Origin of the sequence: Xanthomonas arboricola (genome assembly GCF_003353015.1) — a bacterium.
Lineage (GTDB): Bacteria > Pseudomonadota > Gammaproteobacteria > Xanthomonadales > Xanthomonadaceae > Xanthomonas > Xanthomonas arboricola_E.
Genome location: NZ_QREM01000010.1, coordinates 321678 through 337942, shown reverse-complemented (window position 1 = coordinate 337942; position 16265 = coordinate 321678). Strand labels below are relative to the sequence as shown.

13 protein-coding genes and 1 pseudogene are annotated in these 16265 nt (G+C 67.3%); 3 read left to right on the top strand and 11 right to left on the bottom strand.

Annotated features, from left to right (window positions below):
- Positions 1-131 precede the first annotated feature (131 nt).
- The 6 genes and pseudogenes from C0541_RS18915 to rpsU form a co-directional block, all read right to left on the bottom strand.
- Entirely contained in the window at positions 132-1679 is a 1548-nt protein-coding gene (locus tag C0541_RS18915) for a thioredoxin family protein (protein WP_115050943.1), read from the bottom strand.
- A gap of 301 nt (positions 1680-1980) precedes the next feature.
- Positions 1981-2901 (bottom strand): annotated as a pseudogene (locus C0541_RS18910) (bile acid:sodium symporter family protein).
- Between the two features lie 227 nt (positions 2902-3128).
- Positions 3129-4877: a DNA primase gene (gene dnaG, locus C0541_RS18905; protein ID WP_115050942.1), complete on the bottom strand. Its 1749-nt coding sequence runs from the start codon at positions 4875-4877 to the stop codon at positions 3129-3131.
- Positions 4878-4986: 109 nt separating this feature from the next.
- Entirely contained in the window at positions 4987-5937 is a 951-nt protein-coding gene (locus tag C0541_RS18900) for a YhjD/YihY/BrkB family envelope integrity protein (protein WP_115050941.1), read from the bottom strand.
- A 248-nt stretch (positions 5938-6185) separates the two neighbouring features.
- A complete protein-coding gene (locus C0541_RS18895; protein WP_115050940.1) occupies positions 6186-6632 on the bottom strand; it encodes a GatB/YqeY domain-containing protein in 447 nt (148 codons plus the stop codon).
- Between the two features lie 250 nt (positions 6633-6882).
- On the bottom strand, positions 6883-7098 hold the full coding sequence (rpsU, locus tag C0541_RS18890) for a 30S ribosomal protein S21 (RefSeq protein WP_002808376.1): 216 nt from the start codon (positions 7096-7098) through the stop codon (positions 6883-6885).
- 280 nt (positions 7099-7378) lie between these two features.
- On the opposite strand from rpsU, the gene tsaD reads away from it, so the two are divergent.
- The 3 genes from tsaD to C0541_RS18875 all read left to right on the top strand — a co-directional run bounded on the left by tsaD (position 7379) and on the right by C0541_RS18875 (position 11278).
- On the top strand, positions 7379-8443 hold the full coding sequence (gene tsaD / locus C0541_RS18885) for a tRNA (adenosine(37)-N6)-threonylcarbamoyltransferase complex transferase subunit TsaD (protein WP_115050939.1): 1065 nt from the start codon (positions 7379-7381) through the stop codon (positions 8441-8443).
- Between the two features lie 74 nt (positions 8444-8517).
- Complete coding sequence (gene folB / locus C0541_RS18880) at positions 8518-8874, top strand: dihydroneopterin aldolase (RefSeq protein WP_115050938.1); 357 nt, start codon at positions 8518-8520, stop codon at positions 8872-8874.
- Between the two features lie 232 nt (positions 8875-9106).
- Positions 9107-11278, top strand: a complete 2172-nt coding sequence (locus tag C0541_RS18875; protein ID WP_115050937.1) for a glycoside hydrolase family 3 N-terminal domain-containing protein — start codon at positions 9107-9109, stop codon at positions 11276-11278.
- Positions 11279-11565: 287 nt separating this feature from the next.
- Here the strand turns inward: C0541_RS18875 and C0541_RS18870 are convergent, their stop codons facing one another.
- The 5 genes from C0541_RS18870 to C0541_RS18850 all read right to left on the bottom strand — a co-directional run bounded on the left by C0541_RS18870 (position 11566) and on the right by C0541_RS18850 (position 16076).
- Positions 11566-12744 carry a PQQ-dependent sugar dehydrogenase gene (locus tag C0541_RS18870; RefSeq protein ID WP_115050936.1) on the bottom strand — a complete coding sequence of 393 codons (1179 nt, stop codon included), beginning with the start codon at positions 12742-12744 and terminating at the stop codon, positions 11566-11568.
- Positions 12745-12909: 165 nt separating this feature from the next.
- A complete protein-coding gene (locus tag C0541_RS18865; RefSeq protein ID WP_115050935.1) occupies positions 12910-13242 on the bottom strand; it encodes a hypothetical protein in 333 nt (110 codons plus the stop codon).
- Positions 13243-13409: 167 nt separating this feature from the next.
- On the bottom strand, positions 13410-13907 hold the full coding sequence (locus C0541_RS18860) for a hypothetical protein (RefSeq protein WP_115050934.1): 498 nt from the start codon (positions 13905-13907) through the stop codon (positions 13410-13412).
- A gap of 88 nt (positions 13908-13995) precedes the next feature.
- A complete protein-coding gene (locus C0541_RS18855) occupies positions 13996-15303 on the bottom strand; it encodes an APC family permease (protein WP_115050933.1) in 1308 nt (435 codons plus the stop codon).
- A complete protein-coding gene (locus C0541_RS18850) occupies positions 15300-16076 on the bottom strand; it encodes a L,D-transpeptidase family protein (protein ID WP_115050932.1) in 777 nt (258 codons plus the stop codon). The genes C0541_RS18855 and C0541_RS18850 overlap by 4 nt, the downstream gene beginning before the upstream one ends.
- Between the last annotated feature and the right edge of the window lie 189 nt (positions 16077-16265).

Sequence of the window (16265 nt, the reverse complement as noted above, 5' to 3'; positions counted from 1 at the left end):
TCTGTCCATCTCGCTCATGGCCGCCGGTTGCGCGCGTGGTCGGGCATCCGGCGGCCATGAGCCAAACCGCCGCCGCGATGGTGTCAGCGTGTCCACACGCGCGGTGCGGCTGGCTGCGCCGTCATGCCGGCTCAGCCCAACCAGCCGGCGCATTCGCCGGTGTTCTTGTTGCTGCAGCTGCGCTGCATCTTCTGCTGCAGGCGCGCCAGCACCGCAGTGCCGTCCTGGTGATGCTGCGTGCTCCAGGTCTTCAAGGCGGCGCCCAGCGTGGCAAAGCGCTGCCGGGTCCGTTGGCGGTAGCCATCGGGTTGCCCGGCCAGTTCGCCGATCACCTGCGTGGCAGCGGCTTCGATGCCGGCGGTGTCGTCCGGGCTGAGCCGGATCAGGCCATCCACGTACAGCACGCCCCACTGCACGCGGGTGGCCGGCCCTTGCGCGCTTTCGTACGCCTTCCTGAGCCAGGACAGCGCGGTCTTCTTATCGCCGCGGTGTTCGGCCAGCTCGGCCAGTTCGGGCATGTAGTAGTAGGGCGTCTTGCTGCGCGCCAGCTCGGCCAGCAGCAACTGTTCGGCGCCGCTGTTGTCGCCCACCTCGCCGAGCAATGCCGCAGCGGTGCTGATGGTGGACTGGCGTTCCTCATCGGTCCTGGCGGTGTCGGTGGCCCATTGCACGCGTTGCTGCACGGTGTCGACCACGGCCTTGGGCAGCGGCGGCTGCGCGCCCTTGGCCTCGGTTTCGGTGGGCTGGCCTTGCGCCAGGCGGGCCAGCTGGATGCGTGCGTACGCGGTGCCGAGCCGGTCGGCGATCGGCAATGCAGGGTCGGCATAGATCTTGTCCAGCGCCAGATTCAGCGCGTTGGACAAGGTGGTGCGCTCGCCGGCATCGCTGCTGGCCGCGGCGACCAGCCGTGCCGGCATGTAGTTCAGCGTGCCGAGGTTGGCGCGCACCTCTGCCGGGTCGGCCAGCACCGCGTCCAGCAAGCGGCGCGACGCCGCGCTGGCGGCCGGCGGGTGCTTGGCTGCGGTAATCGCTGCCAGGGCGAAGCTGCGTTGCAGGGCCGGCTGCGGCGCCGACCTGGACAGGCGCGTGAGCACATCGACGGCCTGCTCCGGCTCGACCAGCCGGTCATCGGTGCCCCAGGCGTAGTTGCCGAGCACGGCCCAGTCGTCCGCGCTGAGTTGCTGCGGGGTCTGCAGTGCGGTGTCCAGCAGTTGCCTGGCGGTGCTGGTGCTCTTGGCCGCGACCCGCAGCACATCGGCCAGACGCGCGTTGTCGGCATCGCCGGCCAGGCGGGTGATCTCGCTGCGATCCGGGCGCAGCACGATGATGGTCGGGTAGCCCTTGATGCCGAAGCGCTCGCCCCAGGCCTGCGCGCCCTCCGAATCGCCATCCAGATGCACCGCCACGAATTGCCGGGTGCGGGCGATGAAGGCCGGGTCCTTGAACAAGGTGGCTTTCAGGCGATTGCACGGCGGGCACCAGGCCGCACCCCAGTACAACAGGATCGGCTTGCCGCTTTCCCTGGCCTCGGCGAAGGCATCGTCGACGTCGCCTTCGCGCCAGGCGATGCTGGACGCGGGGGCCGGCGTGGTCGTCGCCTTGGTCGGTGCGGGGGCTGGCGGCGTGGCGGGCTTGTTGCAGGCGGTGAGCGTGGCCAGTACTGCCAGCAGCGCGATCAGGGGCGGGGCAGGCGTCGGAACGACAGCGTCATGGCAATCACCGATGGGCGTGGCAGGCAGGTGGATCGAACACTCTAGCGAGCGGCACCGTGCCGGCGTCGGAGTGCCTCATGACCGTTGTCCATCTGCTTACAACCGCCATCGGCAGGCAACGCGAACCGGTGTCGCGCCGGGCGTAGCGGCGTGACGAAGGCCGGCGCAGGCAACGCGCACGCGGCAAGGCAAGCGGGCCTTCGCAGGACACGCAGCGCGGACTGCGCCGGGTGTCGTCGATCAGACGACCATGGTCGTGCGGTGGCCGTCAGGTGCGATGCCCACCGGCATCGGCCGGCGTCTCGCCCGGGGCGGTGCGCGCATAACGCGCGGCCACGAAGGCGCAGACGATCAGCTGCAGCTGGTGATACAGCATGATCGGCAACACGATCGCGCCCAGGCCACCGCCGGCAAACATCACCTTGGCCATCGGCACGCCGGTGGCCAGGCTCTTCTTGGAGCCGCAGAAGACGATGGCGATCTCGTCGGCGCGGTTGAAGCGCAGGCGCCGCGCGATGAAGGTGATCGAGAGCATCGCCACCGCCAGCAACAGCGCGGCCGCACCGAGCACGGCGAGCAAGGCCGGCAACGGCGTCTTCTGCCACAGGCCTTCGTTCACCGAGGCGCTGAAGGCGGTGTAGACCACCAGCAGGATGGTGCCCTGGTCGGTGTAGCGCAGCACCGCGCGATGCCGTTCGACCCAGCCGCCGATCCACGGGCGCATGAAATGGCCAGCCAGAAACGGGACCAGCAACTGCAGCAGGATCTTGCCGATCGCTTCGGCCGGGTGCGCCATCGCGCCCTGACTGTCTCTTATACACATCTANTTATACACATCTAGATGTGTATAAGAGACAGCGCACAGGAACAGCACGCCGACATACAGCTCCGGTGTCAGCGCAAGATGCGCGAGCGGTTTGAACAACAGCCCGAGCAGCGGGAACAGCACGAAGGTGCAGGCCAGGATCAGCAGATGCAGGCGCCAGTGCAGCGCGCCGGCCTTGACCGCCTCGCGCGACAGGCGCGCGCCGTGCAGGAAGAACAGCGCGGCGATCGCCACGTCGGTGACATCGTCCATGATCGCCGCGGCGGTGCCCGAGACCGGCAGGAACGAGGCGAGCGTGACCGTGCACAGCAGCGCGAGGGTGAATGGATCAATGCGCAACCGCGCCAGCCAGTGTTTGATCATCGTGCGTATTGAGGGGGAGCGGTCTGCAGAGTGCCATTGTAGAGGCCCGTGTGCCGCCTGCGCGTCGGTCGCGCCGGCATCGGCCGACACCCGGGACCGGAGTGAAGCAGTCAGCGCGGCGCTCGGCTCGATGGCCAGGAGCTTGTTCAGGCCGCTATGAGCGCGTGCCTGGATGGCTGGCCGGGGACGTCGGCAACAGCTGGTCTGCTCCCACCGCCCCCTGCGCGCTACAGCGCGGCGAGCGCCTTGAACAATTCGCGCAGCTCGTACTTGTCGGTGTCGTCCAGGCCCTGCGCGCGCTGCTTGTCCTGCAGTTCGTCCAGGCGCTGCCGCAGCAATTGCTTGTCCAGTTGCGCGACGACGTCCTGCAGCTCCATCGCCCAGCTGTGTTCATCGCCGGGCAATGCCTGTGCGGCCAGTTTCTGCAGGGCCACCAGTTCGTCGCGTTCGGCGAAGTGCTCCAGCAGCGCGCCGGTGCTGATTTCCGGGCGTTGCCGCACCAGCGCCAGCAGTTCCATCAGCAGGTCGATGCCGGGCAGGCGCAGGCCGGAAAAATCGTGGTCGCCTTCCAGGCTCATCGCCAGCGACGGCCGCTGCAGCAGGATCGCGATCGACGCGCGGACCAGGCTGCGTTTTTGCGTGGGCGCGCCCATGCGGGCAGGTGGCCGTGCTTGCGGTGCGGACGCCTGTGTCGCGCTGGTGGCGCCCACGCCGGTCAGGCGCGACAGCTCCTGCTTCATCAGATCGCCGAACGCGCCTTCGGGAATCTGCGCCAGTATCGGCTTGGCGCGCTCGGCCAGCCGCGCCTTGCCGTCGAGCGTGTGCAGGTTGATCTGCCGCGACATCTCGTCGAAGAAGAACTGCGACAGCGGCGTGGCCTGTGCCAGACGTTGGTCGAAGGCCTGCGCGCCCTCCTTGCGCACGATGGTGTCCGGGTCCTCGCCGTCGGGCAGGAACAGGAAGAACGCCTGGCGGCCGTCCTTCATGCGCGGCAGCACCGATTCCAGCGCACGCCAGCCCGCCTTGCGGCCGGCGTTGTCGCCGTCGAAGCAGAAATACACGTCCGGCGCATTGCGGAACAGCAGTTCGGCATGTTCGGGCGTGGTCGCGGTGCCCAGCGTGGCCACCGCCTGGGTGACGCCGAACTGGAACAGCGAGACCACGTCCATGTAGCCCTCGACTACGATCAGCCGCTCGATCTTCTGGTTGGCCTGGCGCACCTGCCACAGGCCGTACAACTCGCGGCCCTTGTGGAACAGCGCGGTTTCCGGCGAATTGAGGTACTTCGGGCCCGGGTCGCGGCCGTCGGCCGGCGCGCCCATGATGCGTCCGCCGAAGGCGATCACGCGGCCACGGCGGTCGAAGATCGGGAACATCACCCGGTCGCGGAACTTGTCGTAGACGTGGCCGCGATCGTTCTTGGAAAACAGCCCGGCGCGTTCGAGCACGCTCATGCGGCGCGCATCGGTGCCCAGGGTGTCCTTCAACGCGCTGTAGCCATCGGGGGCGTAACCGATCTGGAAGCGCGCGCGGTTGTCGGCATCCACGCCGCGGCCGTCCAGGTAGTCGCGGGCGCGTTCGCTGCCCTCGAGCTGGCGCTGGAAGAACTTGGTCGCCGCTTCCAGTGCCGAATACAGCTCGCGGCTGTCGTCCTGCTGCTGCGGGGTGCGTTGCTGGGTTTCGCGCGGGATCTCCATGCCGGCGCGCTTGGCCAGCTCGTCGACCGCATCGAGAAATTCGAGGCGGTCGTAATTCATCAGGAAGCTGATCGCGGTGCCATGCGCGCCGCAGCCGAAGCAGTGGTAGAACTGCTTGGTTGGCGAGACCGTGAACGAGGCCGAGCGCTCGTCGTGGAACGGACAACGCGCCGAGTATTCCTTGCCCTGACGCTTGAGCGGCACCCGGCCGCCGACCACCTCGACGATGTCGGTGCGTGCAAGCAGTTCGTCGATGAATGCGTCGGGGATGCGGGCCATCCCGCTAGGATATCGCAGCCGCCGGCGCCCGCCGATTGCGCTGAGCGAATGTTCCCCGGCGAAGCGGTGCGTGCCGCGCGGTCATGTCCGCAGGGCACGCGGCGCGCCATCAGCTGCGTGTCGGTGCGTCCGGCGGCTGCAGCGTGGTAGCTGGTTCGGCCGCGACCGGCGGCAGGTTGTCGGTATCCACGCCGGCCTCGCGCAGCTTGCGATGCGAGCGCACGCGCTCGTCGATCACCGCGGTCAGCAGGGCGCCGACGAAGAACACCACCGAGGCGTAGTACATCCACACCAGCAGGATCACCAGGGTGCCCATCGATCCGTACGCGCTGCCAGGTGCGGCCTTGGCGATATACAGGCCAATGCCATAGCGACCCAGCGCGAACAACAGCGCGGTGATCACGCCGCCGACGAAGGCCTGCCGCCAGTTGACGGTGCGATCGGGCAGATAGCGATACAGGAAGGCGAAGGCGAGCGAATACAGCGCAAGCGTGGTGATGTAGCCGATCGCCGGCAGCACCGAGGGCAGGCGTGCGAACACCACCTGCAGGGCGGTGGTGGCAATCATCGACACGATCAGCAAAAAACCCAGGGCCAGGATCACGCCGAAGGAGAACACTCGCTTCTTCAGCCACGCCATCAGCCCTTCCAGGCGCTGCTTGTCGGTGCGGAAGATCAGGTTCAGGGCGTTCTGCAACTGCGCGAACACCGCGGTGGCACCGATGAACAGCAGCAGCGTGCTCCACAGGCCGGCCAGCGAACCCACGCCGGGTTGATCGGTGGCGTTGCGGATCACCGTATCGGCCACTTCCGCCGCGCTGCCGCCAGCCAGTTGCGCGATCTGCTGCACCAGCGCTTCCTGCGCCGGCGGATACAGCGAGGCGGTCAGCCACAGCAGCAGCACCAGCAGCGGTGCCAGCGACAGCAAGGCATAGAACGACAGCGACGCGGCCTGCGTCATCACGTCGATCTCGAGAAAGCGATTGAGCAGTGCCATCGGCAGGCTGCGCTGCAGGCGGCCCAGATGTTTCTGCAGGTGTTCGGTTGAGAGCTTCGTCACCGGCGGGGGAATCCTTGGGCATACCGTTGTGTGCGCAGGCGTGGTGAGGCGAAGCCGGCATGCGGAATGCTTCACCCGGGCCTGTGCTGGCGAAGGTGTTCTAGCAGGGCGTGTTCAAAGATCGGGTGAAAGCGGGCGCTGGATGTTGTGCGTGTACTGGGATTGAGACGGCGCTGCAGCCAGCCGCACCCAGGGGGCTCGCTGCAGTGCCCTGGCCATCGGGCACAGGGCGCTGCGCAGGCGCAGACTCAGCCTGCCAGATGCTGCTTGACCAGCGTGGAGACCAGGCCCATGTCGGCCTGACCGGCCAGCCTGGGCTTGAGCGCGCCCATCAACTTGCCGATATCGGCCGGACTGCTGGCGCCGGTCTGCGCGATGGCCGCCTGGATGGCCGCGACGATCTCGGCTTCGCCCATCTTGGCCGGCAGGTAGCGCTCGATCACCACGATCTCCTCGCGCTCGATCTGCGCCAGGTCTTCGCGTGCGGCGGCTTCGTACTGGGTGACCGAGTCCTTGCGCTGCTTGACCATCTTGTCGAGCACGGCGATCACCGCGGCATCGTCCATCTCGATGCGCTCGTCCACTTCCTTCTGCTTGATCGCGGCATTGATCAGCCGGATCACGCCCAGGCTGTGCTTGTCGCCGGACTTCATGGCGGCCTTCATGTCATCGGTGAGTTGCTGCTTGAGGGGCATGGTGTAACTCCTGGGAGTGCGTGTGACGGATGTGCCGATGCGCCATGACGGGCGCAGTGCATCGGCAGGAAGTGGGGCCTGGGCGGCGCGGACGACCGCGGGCATTGCCGGTCGCCCCTGCAGTTGCGCAGCGCTCGCCTGGCATCGGACCAATGCAAAAAGCCGGCGACGCTTGCGCGTGCCGGCTCCTGGGTTCCACCCGGTGGGCCGCGCCTTCAGCGCATGCCCCTCGGCAGGGAACCGCGTTCGATCAGTACAAGCGCTGGCGCTTGGTGACGTCGCGCGAGGAACGACGCAGCTGACGCTTCACAGCAGCGGCAGCCTTGCGCTTGCGCTCCTGGGTCGGCTTTTCATAGAACTCGCGCTTGCGGGTTTCGGCCAGCACGCCGGCCTTTTCGCAGGTGCGCTTGAAACGGCGGAGCGCAAATTCGAAGGGCTCGTTCTCGCGGACTTTAACGCTGGGCATGTGTTCTCCAGAAAATGGGATTTCCGTCCGGGAGCCCCGGGCGGGTGCGAGCGGACTCGCGTGACGGAATTTCCGGGTTGCCCCGGCGAGCCGCGCATTATAACGACTTGCCGGCCGCCTGCAAGCCCCCGGCAGCAGGTGGGCGCGCATGCCTGATAACGCCTGCGCTTGGACGTGATCCGCTGGCGATCGCATGGCCACGCGGTGGATCGCCGCTGGCCGATCTGCGCAGCGCAAAAGCTGCGAAAATGGGCCGCATCTACCTGCCTGCCGAGTTGCCGTGAAAGTTCTTGGGATCGAATCATCGTGCGATGAGACTGGCGTGGCGGTCTACGACACCGCGCTGTCCGGCGTGCCGGCGCTGCGCGCCCACGCGGTCTACAGCCAGATCGCGCTGCATGCCGAGTATGGCGGGGTGGTGCCGGAACTGGCCAGTCGCGACCATGTGCGCAAGCTGCTGCCGCTGATCCGCCAGACCCTGGACGAGGCCGGACTGGGGATCGACGAGCTCGATGGGGTGGCCTATACCGCCGGCCCCGGCCTGGTCGGCGCACTCCTTGTCGGTGCCGGCGTGGCGCGGTCGCTGGCCTGGGCGCTGGACGTGCCGGCGATCGGCGTGCATCACATGGAAGGCCATCTGCTGGCGCCGTTGATGGAAGACGACCCGCCGCAGCCGCCGTTCGTGGCGCTGCTGGTCTCCGGCGGCCACACCCAGCTGGTGTCGGTGAAGGCCCTGGGCCAGTACGCCGTGCTCGGCGAGACGCTGGACGATGCCGCCGGCGAGGCCTTCGACAAGACCGCCAAGATGATGGGCCTGCCGTATCCAGGCGGGCCGCAACTGGCGGCGCTGGCCGAAACCGGCACCCCGGGGCGTTACAGGTTCGCGCGGCCGATGACCGACCGGCCGGGTCTGGATTTCAGTTTCAGCGGACTCAAGACCCAGGTGCTGCTGGCCTGGCGCGGCAGCGACCAGTCCGACACCACGCGGGCGGATATCGCGCGCGGGTTCGAGGATGCGGTGGTGGAGACGCTGGCGATCAAATGCCTGCGCGCGCTGGATGCAGCCGAGTGCAACACCCTGGTGGTGGCCGGCGGCGTGGGCGCCAACAAGCGCCTGCGCGCACGCCTGCAGGAGGCGGCGCAGCGGCGCGGCGGCCGGGTGTGCTTCCCGCGGCCGGCCCTGTGCACGGATAACGGCGCAATGATCGCCTTCGCCGGCGCGCTGCGGCTGGAGGCCGGCGAGCGCGCCGACGCGGCGGTGCATGTGACGCCGCGCTGGGATATGGCGGGCTTGCCGCCGCTGGCGGCGGCGCGGGATTCGGGAGTGGGGATTGGAGATTCGTAGAAGCTAGTCCCTCTACCTGCTGTCTGTCGCGCTCTTGCCAATCCCCACTCCCGAATCCCCAATCACGGCTCCCAATGGACAAAGTTTTTATCGAAGGCCTGGAAATCGATGCGCTGATCGGCATCTACGACTGGGAGCGGCGCATCCGCCAGACGCTGCGGTTCGATCTGGAGATGGGGTTCGACAACCGCATTCCGGCCGCCAGCGACGAGATTGCCGACACCTTGAACTACAAGGCGGTGAGCAAGCGCTTGATCGACTTCGTGCAGGCCTCGGACTTCGGGCTGGTGGAGACGCTGGCCGAGCGCTGCGCGGCGATCGTGCTGGACGAGTTCGGCGTGCACTGGCTGCGGTTGAAGCTGAGCAAGCCCGGTGCGGTGCGTGGCGCGCAGGCGGTGGGGGTGATCATCGAGCGTGAACGGGCTCGCTGAAGGCCACCGAGTGCCGCATCGGGCGGGGCCTTCGAGCCATTGCCGAGCCCCGGAGATCCCACCGGCACCGGACCGGCGCTCCACAACCACGCGGCCGATCCCCAGCCCCCGAAGCGTGGTGCAACCGGCCCCGACAAATCCCCAATCTCCAATTCCACCTCCCGACACTTGCACCCTCGCGGTCGCGTCAGGCTAGAATTGACGGCCATGTAAACGTTTTCTCAAGGATCTCATGGCTGCTGATCGTATCGAAACCCTGATTGCCCAGATGACCGTCGAAGAGAAGGTCGGACAGTTGGGTGTGTTCGCCGACATGGTGCGGCCGTTCGCGCCGGACGTGAATCCCGAAGCCAACGTGCTCAACGCCGACGAGGTGCTGCAGCAGGTGCGCGCGGGCCGGGTCGGCTCGCTGTTCAACGGCGTCGGCGCCGCGCTGGGCGTGCAGATCCAGAAGGTGGCGGTGGAAGAAAGCCGCCTTGGCATCCCGGTGATCCTGGCGGCGGACGTGATCCACGGTATGCGCACGGTGTTCCCGATCCCGCTGGGCGAAGCGGCCAGCTTCGAGCCCGAGCTGGCCGAGCGCACCGCGCGCGCCACCGCGATCGAGGCGACCGCCGCCGGCCTGCACTGGACCTACGCACCGGCCGTGGACATCGCACGCGACCAGCGCTGGGGCCGTGGCGCGGAAGGCGCCGGCGAAGACGTGGTGCTGGGCGCGGCGTTTGCCGCCGCCCGCGTGCGCGGCTTCCAGGGCAGCGACCTGAAGGCCGACGACTGCCTGCTGGCCACCCCGAAGCACTTCGCCGCCTACGGCGCGGTGGCTGCGGGCATGGAATACAACACCGTGGACATCGCGCCGCAGACCTTGCGCGATGTGCACCTGCCGCCGTTCAAGGCCGCCTTCGATGCCGGCGCATTGAGCGTGATGTCCTCGTTCAACGACATCAACGGCGTGCCGGCCAGCGCCAACCATGAATTGCTGACCGAGATCCTGCGCGGTGAGTGGCAGTTCCCCGGCGTGGTGATTTCCGATTACACCGCCGACATGGAACTGATTGCGCACGGCTATGCGGCCGATGAGCGCGATGCGACCAAGAAGGCGTTCCTGGCCGGCCTGGATCTGAGCATGCAGAGCGGTTTCTATGCCGCGCATCTGCCGTCGCTGGTGGAAAGTGGTGAGGTGCCGATGGCCACGCTGGATGCCAGCGTCCGCCGCATGCTGCAGCTGAAGGAAGCGATCGGGCTGTTCGACAACCCGTACCGCTCGCTGGATCCGGCACGCGAAGCCGATACCACGCATCTGCCCGCGCACGATGCGCTGTCGCGCGATGCGGCGCGGCGTTCGATCGTGTTGCTGAAGAACGACGGCAACGTGTTGCCGTTGAAGAAAAGCGGCCAGCGCATCGCGCTGATCGGGCCGTTCGTGCAGGACCGCGAGAACATCGAGGGTTGCTGGACGTTGTTCGGCGACAAGGACCGCTACGTGACCCTGGAGCAGGGCGTGCGTGCGGTGGTCGGCAGCGAGCATCTGACGGTGGTGCCGGGCTGTGGCCTGGAAGAGGCGCTGCCGGACGGCATGTCTGCCGCCATCGATGCGGCGCAGGCTGCCGACGTGGTGGTGCTGGCGCTGGGCGAGCCGCAGCGGTTCAGTGGCGAGGCGCAGTCGCGTACCGAGATCGTGTTGCCGCCGGCGCAGCAGGCATTGGCCGAAGCCATCGCCGCCACCGGCACGCCGATGGTGGTGTTGCTGCGCAATGGCCGCGCGCTGGCCCTGAGCGGTGCAGTGCGCGATGCCGATGCAATTGCAGTGACCTGGTACCTGGGCACGCAGACCGGGACCGGCGTGGCCGATGTGTTGTTCGGCGACTACAACCCGTCCGCGCGTCTGCCGATCAGCTTTCCGCAGGTGACCGGGCAACAGCCGTATTTCTACAACCATCTGCGCACCGGCCGCCCGGAGCTGCCGACGCTGTCCGAATACAAGGCACGCTGGCGCGAGATGCCCAACGAGCCGCTGTATCCGTTTGGCCATGGCTTGAGCTACACCACCTTTGCCTATGCGCAGCCGCAGTTGAGCAGCGCGCAGCTTGGCTGGGACCAGACGCTGACCATCACCACGCGCGTCACCAATACCGGCCGCGTCGCTGGCGAGGAAGTGGTGCAGCTGTATGTGCACGATCGCGTCGCCAGCCGGGTGCGCCCGGTGCGCGAGCTCAAGTGCTTCCGCAAGGTGCTGTTGCAGCCTGGCGAAAGCGCGGACGTGACCTTCACCCTGGCGCGCGACGCGCTGGCCTTCACCAATCACAGGAACGTGTTTGGTGCCGAGCCGGGGCTGTTCGATGTATGGGTCTGCGCGTCGGCCAAGAGTGGCGAGGCAGTGACGTTCGAGTTGCTGGACGCCTGAGTAGGCGCGCAAGCGGGTGCGGTGGAGCGCACTCGCATGATCGGCAGCGGCGTGCGGCGACCGCTTCAGGTTGACTGTGACGGGCATGGCCCAAGGGCGTGCCGTCAGCGGGTCACCGGCGCACAGGCGCGTGGCCAATCGGTGGTGCCCCGGATTCGCGTCTTTGTGCGAGCCGCGGCATGGACCGCGCCCGGTCGAAGGCCGCGTGGCGCTGAAAATCGTGGCCACCGCCAACGCACGGGTGGCACGTGGCGGTGGCACGATCCCCTGGACGCACTTTTGCAGGACTACGCGTCGTTCTCGACCGCTGCCTTGCTCTTGGGTGTCAGCTTGAGCAGGCGCCCGGTGCTGCCACTGGCTTCGTCTTCCAGCAACCACAGCGCGCCATCCGGACCCTGTTCCACTTCGCGGATGCGCGCGCCCATGTCGTAGCGGGCCACCTCGCGTGGCTGATCGCCAAGGGACACCTGCACCAGCGCCATCGACGACAACCCGCCGATGAAGCCGTTGCCGCGCCATGCCGGGAACTGCTTGCCGCTGTAGATCACAAAGCCGGCCGGCGAGATCACCGGGGTCCAGCTGATCTTGGGCGCGGCAAATTCCGGGCGGGTATTGTGGTCGGGGATCGGGGTCCCGTCGTAGTTGTCGCCGTTGGAAACGACCGGATAACCATAGTTGGCGCCGCGCTGGATCAGGTTCAGCTCATCGCCGCCGAGCGGGCCCATTTCGTGCTCCCACAAGCGCCCCTTGCCGTCGAAGGCCAGGCCGAGAATATTGCGGTGGCCCAGCGACCACACCTGCGCGGCAACGCCGCCCTGCGCAGCGAACGGGTTGTCGGCCGGCACGCTGCCGTCGTCGTTGAGGCGGATCAGCTTGCCGAGATTGGCTTGCATGTCCTGGGCGGGGGTGAACTTCTGGCGCTCGCTGGAGCTGATCCACAGCTTGCCGTCCGGGCCGAAGGCGAGCCGATGCCCGAAATGGCCGTTGCCGCTGACCTTGGGATCCTGGCGCCAGATCACCTTCAGATCCGACAGCGTGCCGCCGCCGGTGTCATCCAGCGTGAGCTTGGCCCTTGCCACCGCGGCGCCGCGGGTGTCGCCCTGCCCAGGTTCGGCGTAACTGACATAGACCAGGCCATTCCTGGCAAAGCGCGGATGCGCCAGGACATCGCCGAAGCCGCCCTGGCCGCCGTAGGCCACGGCCGGAATGCCGGTAATGGCACTCTTGCGCCTGGTCTTGAGGTCCAGCCGCATCAACGCACCGCGTTTTTCGCTGACCAGCAGGCTGCCATCCGGCAGGAAGGTCATTGCCCAGGGTTCGTCGAAATCGGCAACGGTGGTGGCCTGGAATGGCCACTGCGCCTTGGGAACGGCAGCGGCCGGCGCGACAGCAGGCGCAGCGCATGCGGCAGTGGTGGTGAACAGGCTGGCCGAGCAGGCCAGGGCAAGCAGACGTCGGACAGACATGAGGTCCTCCTGGGGATGGGCGCAGTGACGTTGCAGCCCTCCCGCAACGTGTCCTGCGTCGGGTTTTCAAACACCCTACACGACGCCGTCCAGGCCGCCCTTGTCGTAGGTCACTCTCTAGCCGTCGATACAACAACGCCACCTCGATGGTGGCGTTGCGGTATGTCAGGGCTTGGACTTGGTGTCGCCGGTGACGAAGTCTGCAGCATTTTCCCAGGCACGCTTGACTGCGTGACGGGCCTTGCTCCAGCTCAGGCCGTCGGTGCCGCGATTGGCTTCCCATTCGCGATGCAACTCGGCTTCCACCTGATCGTAGGCACGCGCATTCTCGCGGATGCGCGCCTCATGTCCGGCGAGGTAGGCGCCCTCGTAATCTTCGTAGCGATCACCCTCGGTGTAATACGACTCTTCGGTGAAGCGCTCACGCCAGTAGTTGGATACGTTCTGGCTGCGGTCTTCGTCCGGCGCGCGGCCTGGAATCTGATACGGCACGTTCATGCTCGTCTCCGTGGTGAATGTGCGACCTAACCTAGGTGGGACCGTGTTAAATCCGTTGCCAGGACGGGTGAGGAGGGCATCAAGACGTGCGGCGTCTGGCAATGCTTTCCGGGGCACTCCAGCCAGCCGTGCGCCGCGCTCGGCAATTCAACCCGTGGTGGCGCGCATCACGTCGCTGCCGATGCGGCTTCATACGGCAACGGCGTGGCACCGGCGGCACGCAGGCTGGCTTCGGCGTGCTGCAGCGCTGCCTCCTCGGCATCGATGATGACCAGCACGCGCCCGGCCTGGATTTCGTCCTCGAACTGGCGGCGTACCGGATCGGGCACGGTGGCGCCGATCAGTGCGGAGGACCAGGTGCCGACCAGCGCGCCTGCCAGTGCCATCACGCCTGCGCCGGCGATGGTCAGGCCGATTGGTGGCACGGCAATGGCCACCAGTCCGGCGACCAGACCTGCAGCACCGCCGGTCGCGGCGCCACGCGCAGCAGCAGGAAGAAAATCCGTCTTGGCGTCCTTGCGCTCATCGGGGATGCCTTCCAGCTCGATATCCGAACGGGCAATCAACGACAGCGCATCGTTGTCGATGCCGGCGCTGCGTGCGGCCTGCATGACGCGTTGCGCACTGTCGATATCGGGCGTGCTGTAGACACGGCGCAGTTTCATCGCAAGCTTCCAGGCGGGTGAGGGCTGCAGCGTTGGACGCGCACGGTTAGGCGTGCGTGAGTGTTGCGCGAGCGTCCTGCGAAAGTGGCTACGCCGGCTTGCGCGGAAACAGGTAGATCACCCAGCCCACCAGCAGCGCGACCCCGGCGGCCGCCAGGTTTTGCCAGCTGGCGCTGGCGAGCAGGCCCAGCGACAACAGCAGCGCGGCGATGGGAATGGCCGGCCCGCCCGGCAGGCGCAAGGTGTCGCTGCGTTGCCGATAGCGACGCGCCAGCACGATCACTGCCGCAGCCGTACCGATGTAGGCGAACAGCCGGGTGACCATCGACAGCAATGCCAGCTGCGTAAACGAGCCCGACACCGCCAGCGCCAGCGACAGCACGCCCTGGGTCAGCACCGCCGCTGCCGGGGTGTGGAAGCGCGGATGCACACGTGCCAGGAATGCCGGGCCGTAGCCATCCTGTGCCAGCGCAAATAGAAAACGCGGCCCGAGCATGACCGTATTGCTGGTGGTGCCGAGGATGGAAATGGTGGCGCCCACGGTGAGGATCAGTGCCAGCGCTTCACCGCCGAAACGGCTTGCGGCATCGGCCAGGGGCGTCGGCGAGGCGGCAAGGTTGGGCAGCGTGCCTTGTGCCACGACCTGGACCGCCGCATAGATCAAGGTGACGGTGACGATCATGGTGATCAGCGCAAACGGCACATCGCGACGCGGGTTGCGATACTCGCCGGCGGCCGCAGGAATGTTTTCGAACCCGGCATAGGCGAACAGCAGCAGCAAGGCCGCCTCGCCGAGATTGCCCAGGTCGCGCAGGTCTGGCGTGGTGCCGGCAAAGGCCCACGACCAGTCCACGTAGAACACCCCGATTGCCACGAACAGCAGCAACGGCACCAGCTTGCCGATCACCAGCGCGATGCCGGTACGCGCAGCCGATTTCACCCCGATCACGTTGATGGCGGTGAGCACACCCAAGGAACCGACGACGACCAGCAGGCGCGCCCAGTGATCGGTTGCCACGGTGGGCCAGAACCGCGCGACCGCATCGGCCAGGCCGTTGCTCAATGCCGCTGCCGAACTGATGCGGGTGAGCCAGATCATCCAGCCGATCTGAAAACCGACGAACGGGCCGAACGCCTCACGCGTGTACAGATAACTGCCGCCCGGGGTGTCGAAGTAGCTCGCCGCCTGCGCGTAGCACAACACCAGCAGTGCCACGGCCAGACCGGCCAGCAGCACTGCCCACAGGCTCATCGGCCCCAGCAGCGCAGCGGTGGCCGCCGGCAGCAGGTAGATGCCGCTGCCGATGACATCGTTGATCGACAAGCCGACGATCTGCCAGCGGCTGACCACGCGGACCAGGCCAGTGGGGTCGGGTGCGGGAGCCGCGCTGCTCATCGGCCCACCTCATTCAATTCGGGCAACTGCCAGCGGGCCTGCAGGCGTGCATATTCGGCACGCGGCAACAGCACGAACAGCGGTGCGTCGTCGGGCTTCAACCAGGCCAGCAGGCGTTGCATGTCGGCCGGCGCCATCGCGGTGCAGCCGGCGGTGAACTGGCCCGGCGTGCGCCACAGGTGGGCGAAGATGCAGCTGCCGTGCCCGGGCACCGCATCGGGGTTGTGCGCGATCACGAAGCCCTCGCTGTAGCGCGCATCGCCGGGATGTTGCAGGTCCAGGCGCATCGGTTCGGTCGACCCGGCCACTGCGGCCTCCCCGACCTGCGCGGCGTCGACGATGCGGTTGTACAGCGGCGAGCTCGGCACATCCATGCAGTAGTGGGTGGCGCGCATCGCCTGGTATGGCATGGCGCTGTCGATCTGCTGGGCGTAACCGAAGGCCGGGCCGATCGCGAACACGCCGGCCGGGCTGCGGCCGTCGCCTTCGCGCTTCTGCGGGCCTTGCGTCTGCCTGGGATGCAGGCCATCGCCCCAGGCGCTGCCATGCCGCCCGAGCGCGACCGTGAAGCCCGGTGCGGCCGCTTGCCAGTGGCCGTCCACACGGGTGAATGTCTGCAGGCGTGCCTGGGTGCTGTTCCAATCCGGCGTGGTCACCACGATCAATGCGCGCGCTTGATTCAAGGCGTCGATTGGACCGGCAGCGACGGCAAGGCTGCTGCAGCTCGCCAGCGCCAACAGCACGATGGATCGAAACAAGGTGGCAAGGCGCATGCAGGCTCCGGGGGAATGGGTCTGGCAGGGTGAGCTGCGTTGAGTCGATCGGCGGTTGGCGGCGACAGTGCGGTGCCCCGACGCTGCATCACTGACCAACACCTTATCGCTACTGTACCCAGCAATGCAGCCGTGTAGTGCATGCGTGCGCGATGTTCGTGTGCGTGCTTGGGGGCTTTGCAGCGGCTG

Excerpts from the sequence above, each read along its gene's own strand:
- dnaG (WP_115050942.1), bottom strand. The coding sequence starts at position 4,877 with ATGGCCCGCATCCCCGACGCATTCATCGACGAACTGCTTGCACGCACC.
- C0541_RS18850 (WP_115050932.1), bottom strand. The coding sequence starts at position 16,076 with ATGCGCCTTGCCACCTTGTTTCGATCCATCGTGCTGTTGGCGCTGGCG.
- C0541_RS18865 (WP_115050935.1), bottom strand. The coding sequence starts at position 13,242 with ATGAACGTGCCGTATCAGATTCCAGGCCGCGCGCCGGACGAAGACCGC.
- C0541_RS18855 (WP_115050933.1), bottom strand. The coding sequence starts at position 15,303 with ATGAGCAGCGCGGCTCCCGCACCCGACCCCACTGGCCTGGTCCGCGTG.
- rpsU (WP_002808376.1), bottom strand. The coding sequence starts at position 7,098 with ATGCCCAGCGTTAAAGTCCGCGAGAACGAGCCCTTCGAATTTGCGCTC.
- C0541_RS18895 (WP_115050940.1), bottom strand. The coding sequence starts at position 6,632 with ATGCCCCTCAAGCAGCAACTCACCGATGACATGAAGGCCGCCATGAAG.
- C0541_RS18860 (WP_115050934.1), bottom strand. The coding sequence starts at position 13,907 with ATGAAACTGCGCCGTGTCTACAGCACGCCCGATATCGACAGTGCGCAA.
- C0541_RS18870 (WP_115050936.1), bottom strand. The coding sequence starts at position 12,744 with ATGTCTGTCCGACGTCTGCTTGCCCTGGCCTGCTCGGCCAGCCTGTTC.
- C0541_RS18875 (WP_115050937.1), top strand. The coding sequence starts at position 9,107 with ATGGCTGCTGATCGTATCGAAACCCTGATTGCCCAGATGACCGTCGAA.
- folB (WP_115050938.1), top strand. The coding sequence starts at position 8,518 with ATGGACAAAGTTTTTATCGAAGGCCTGGAAATCGATGCGCTGATCGGC.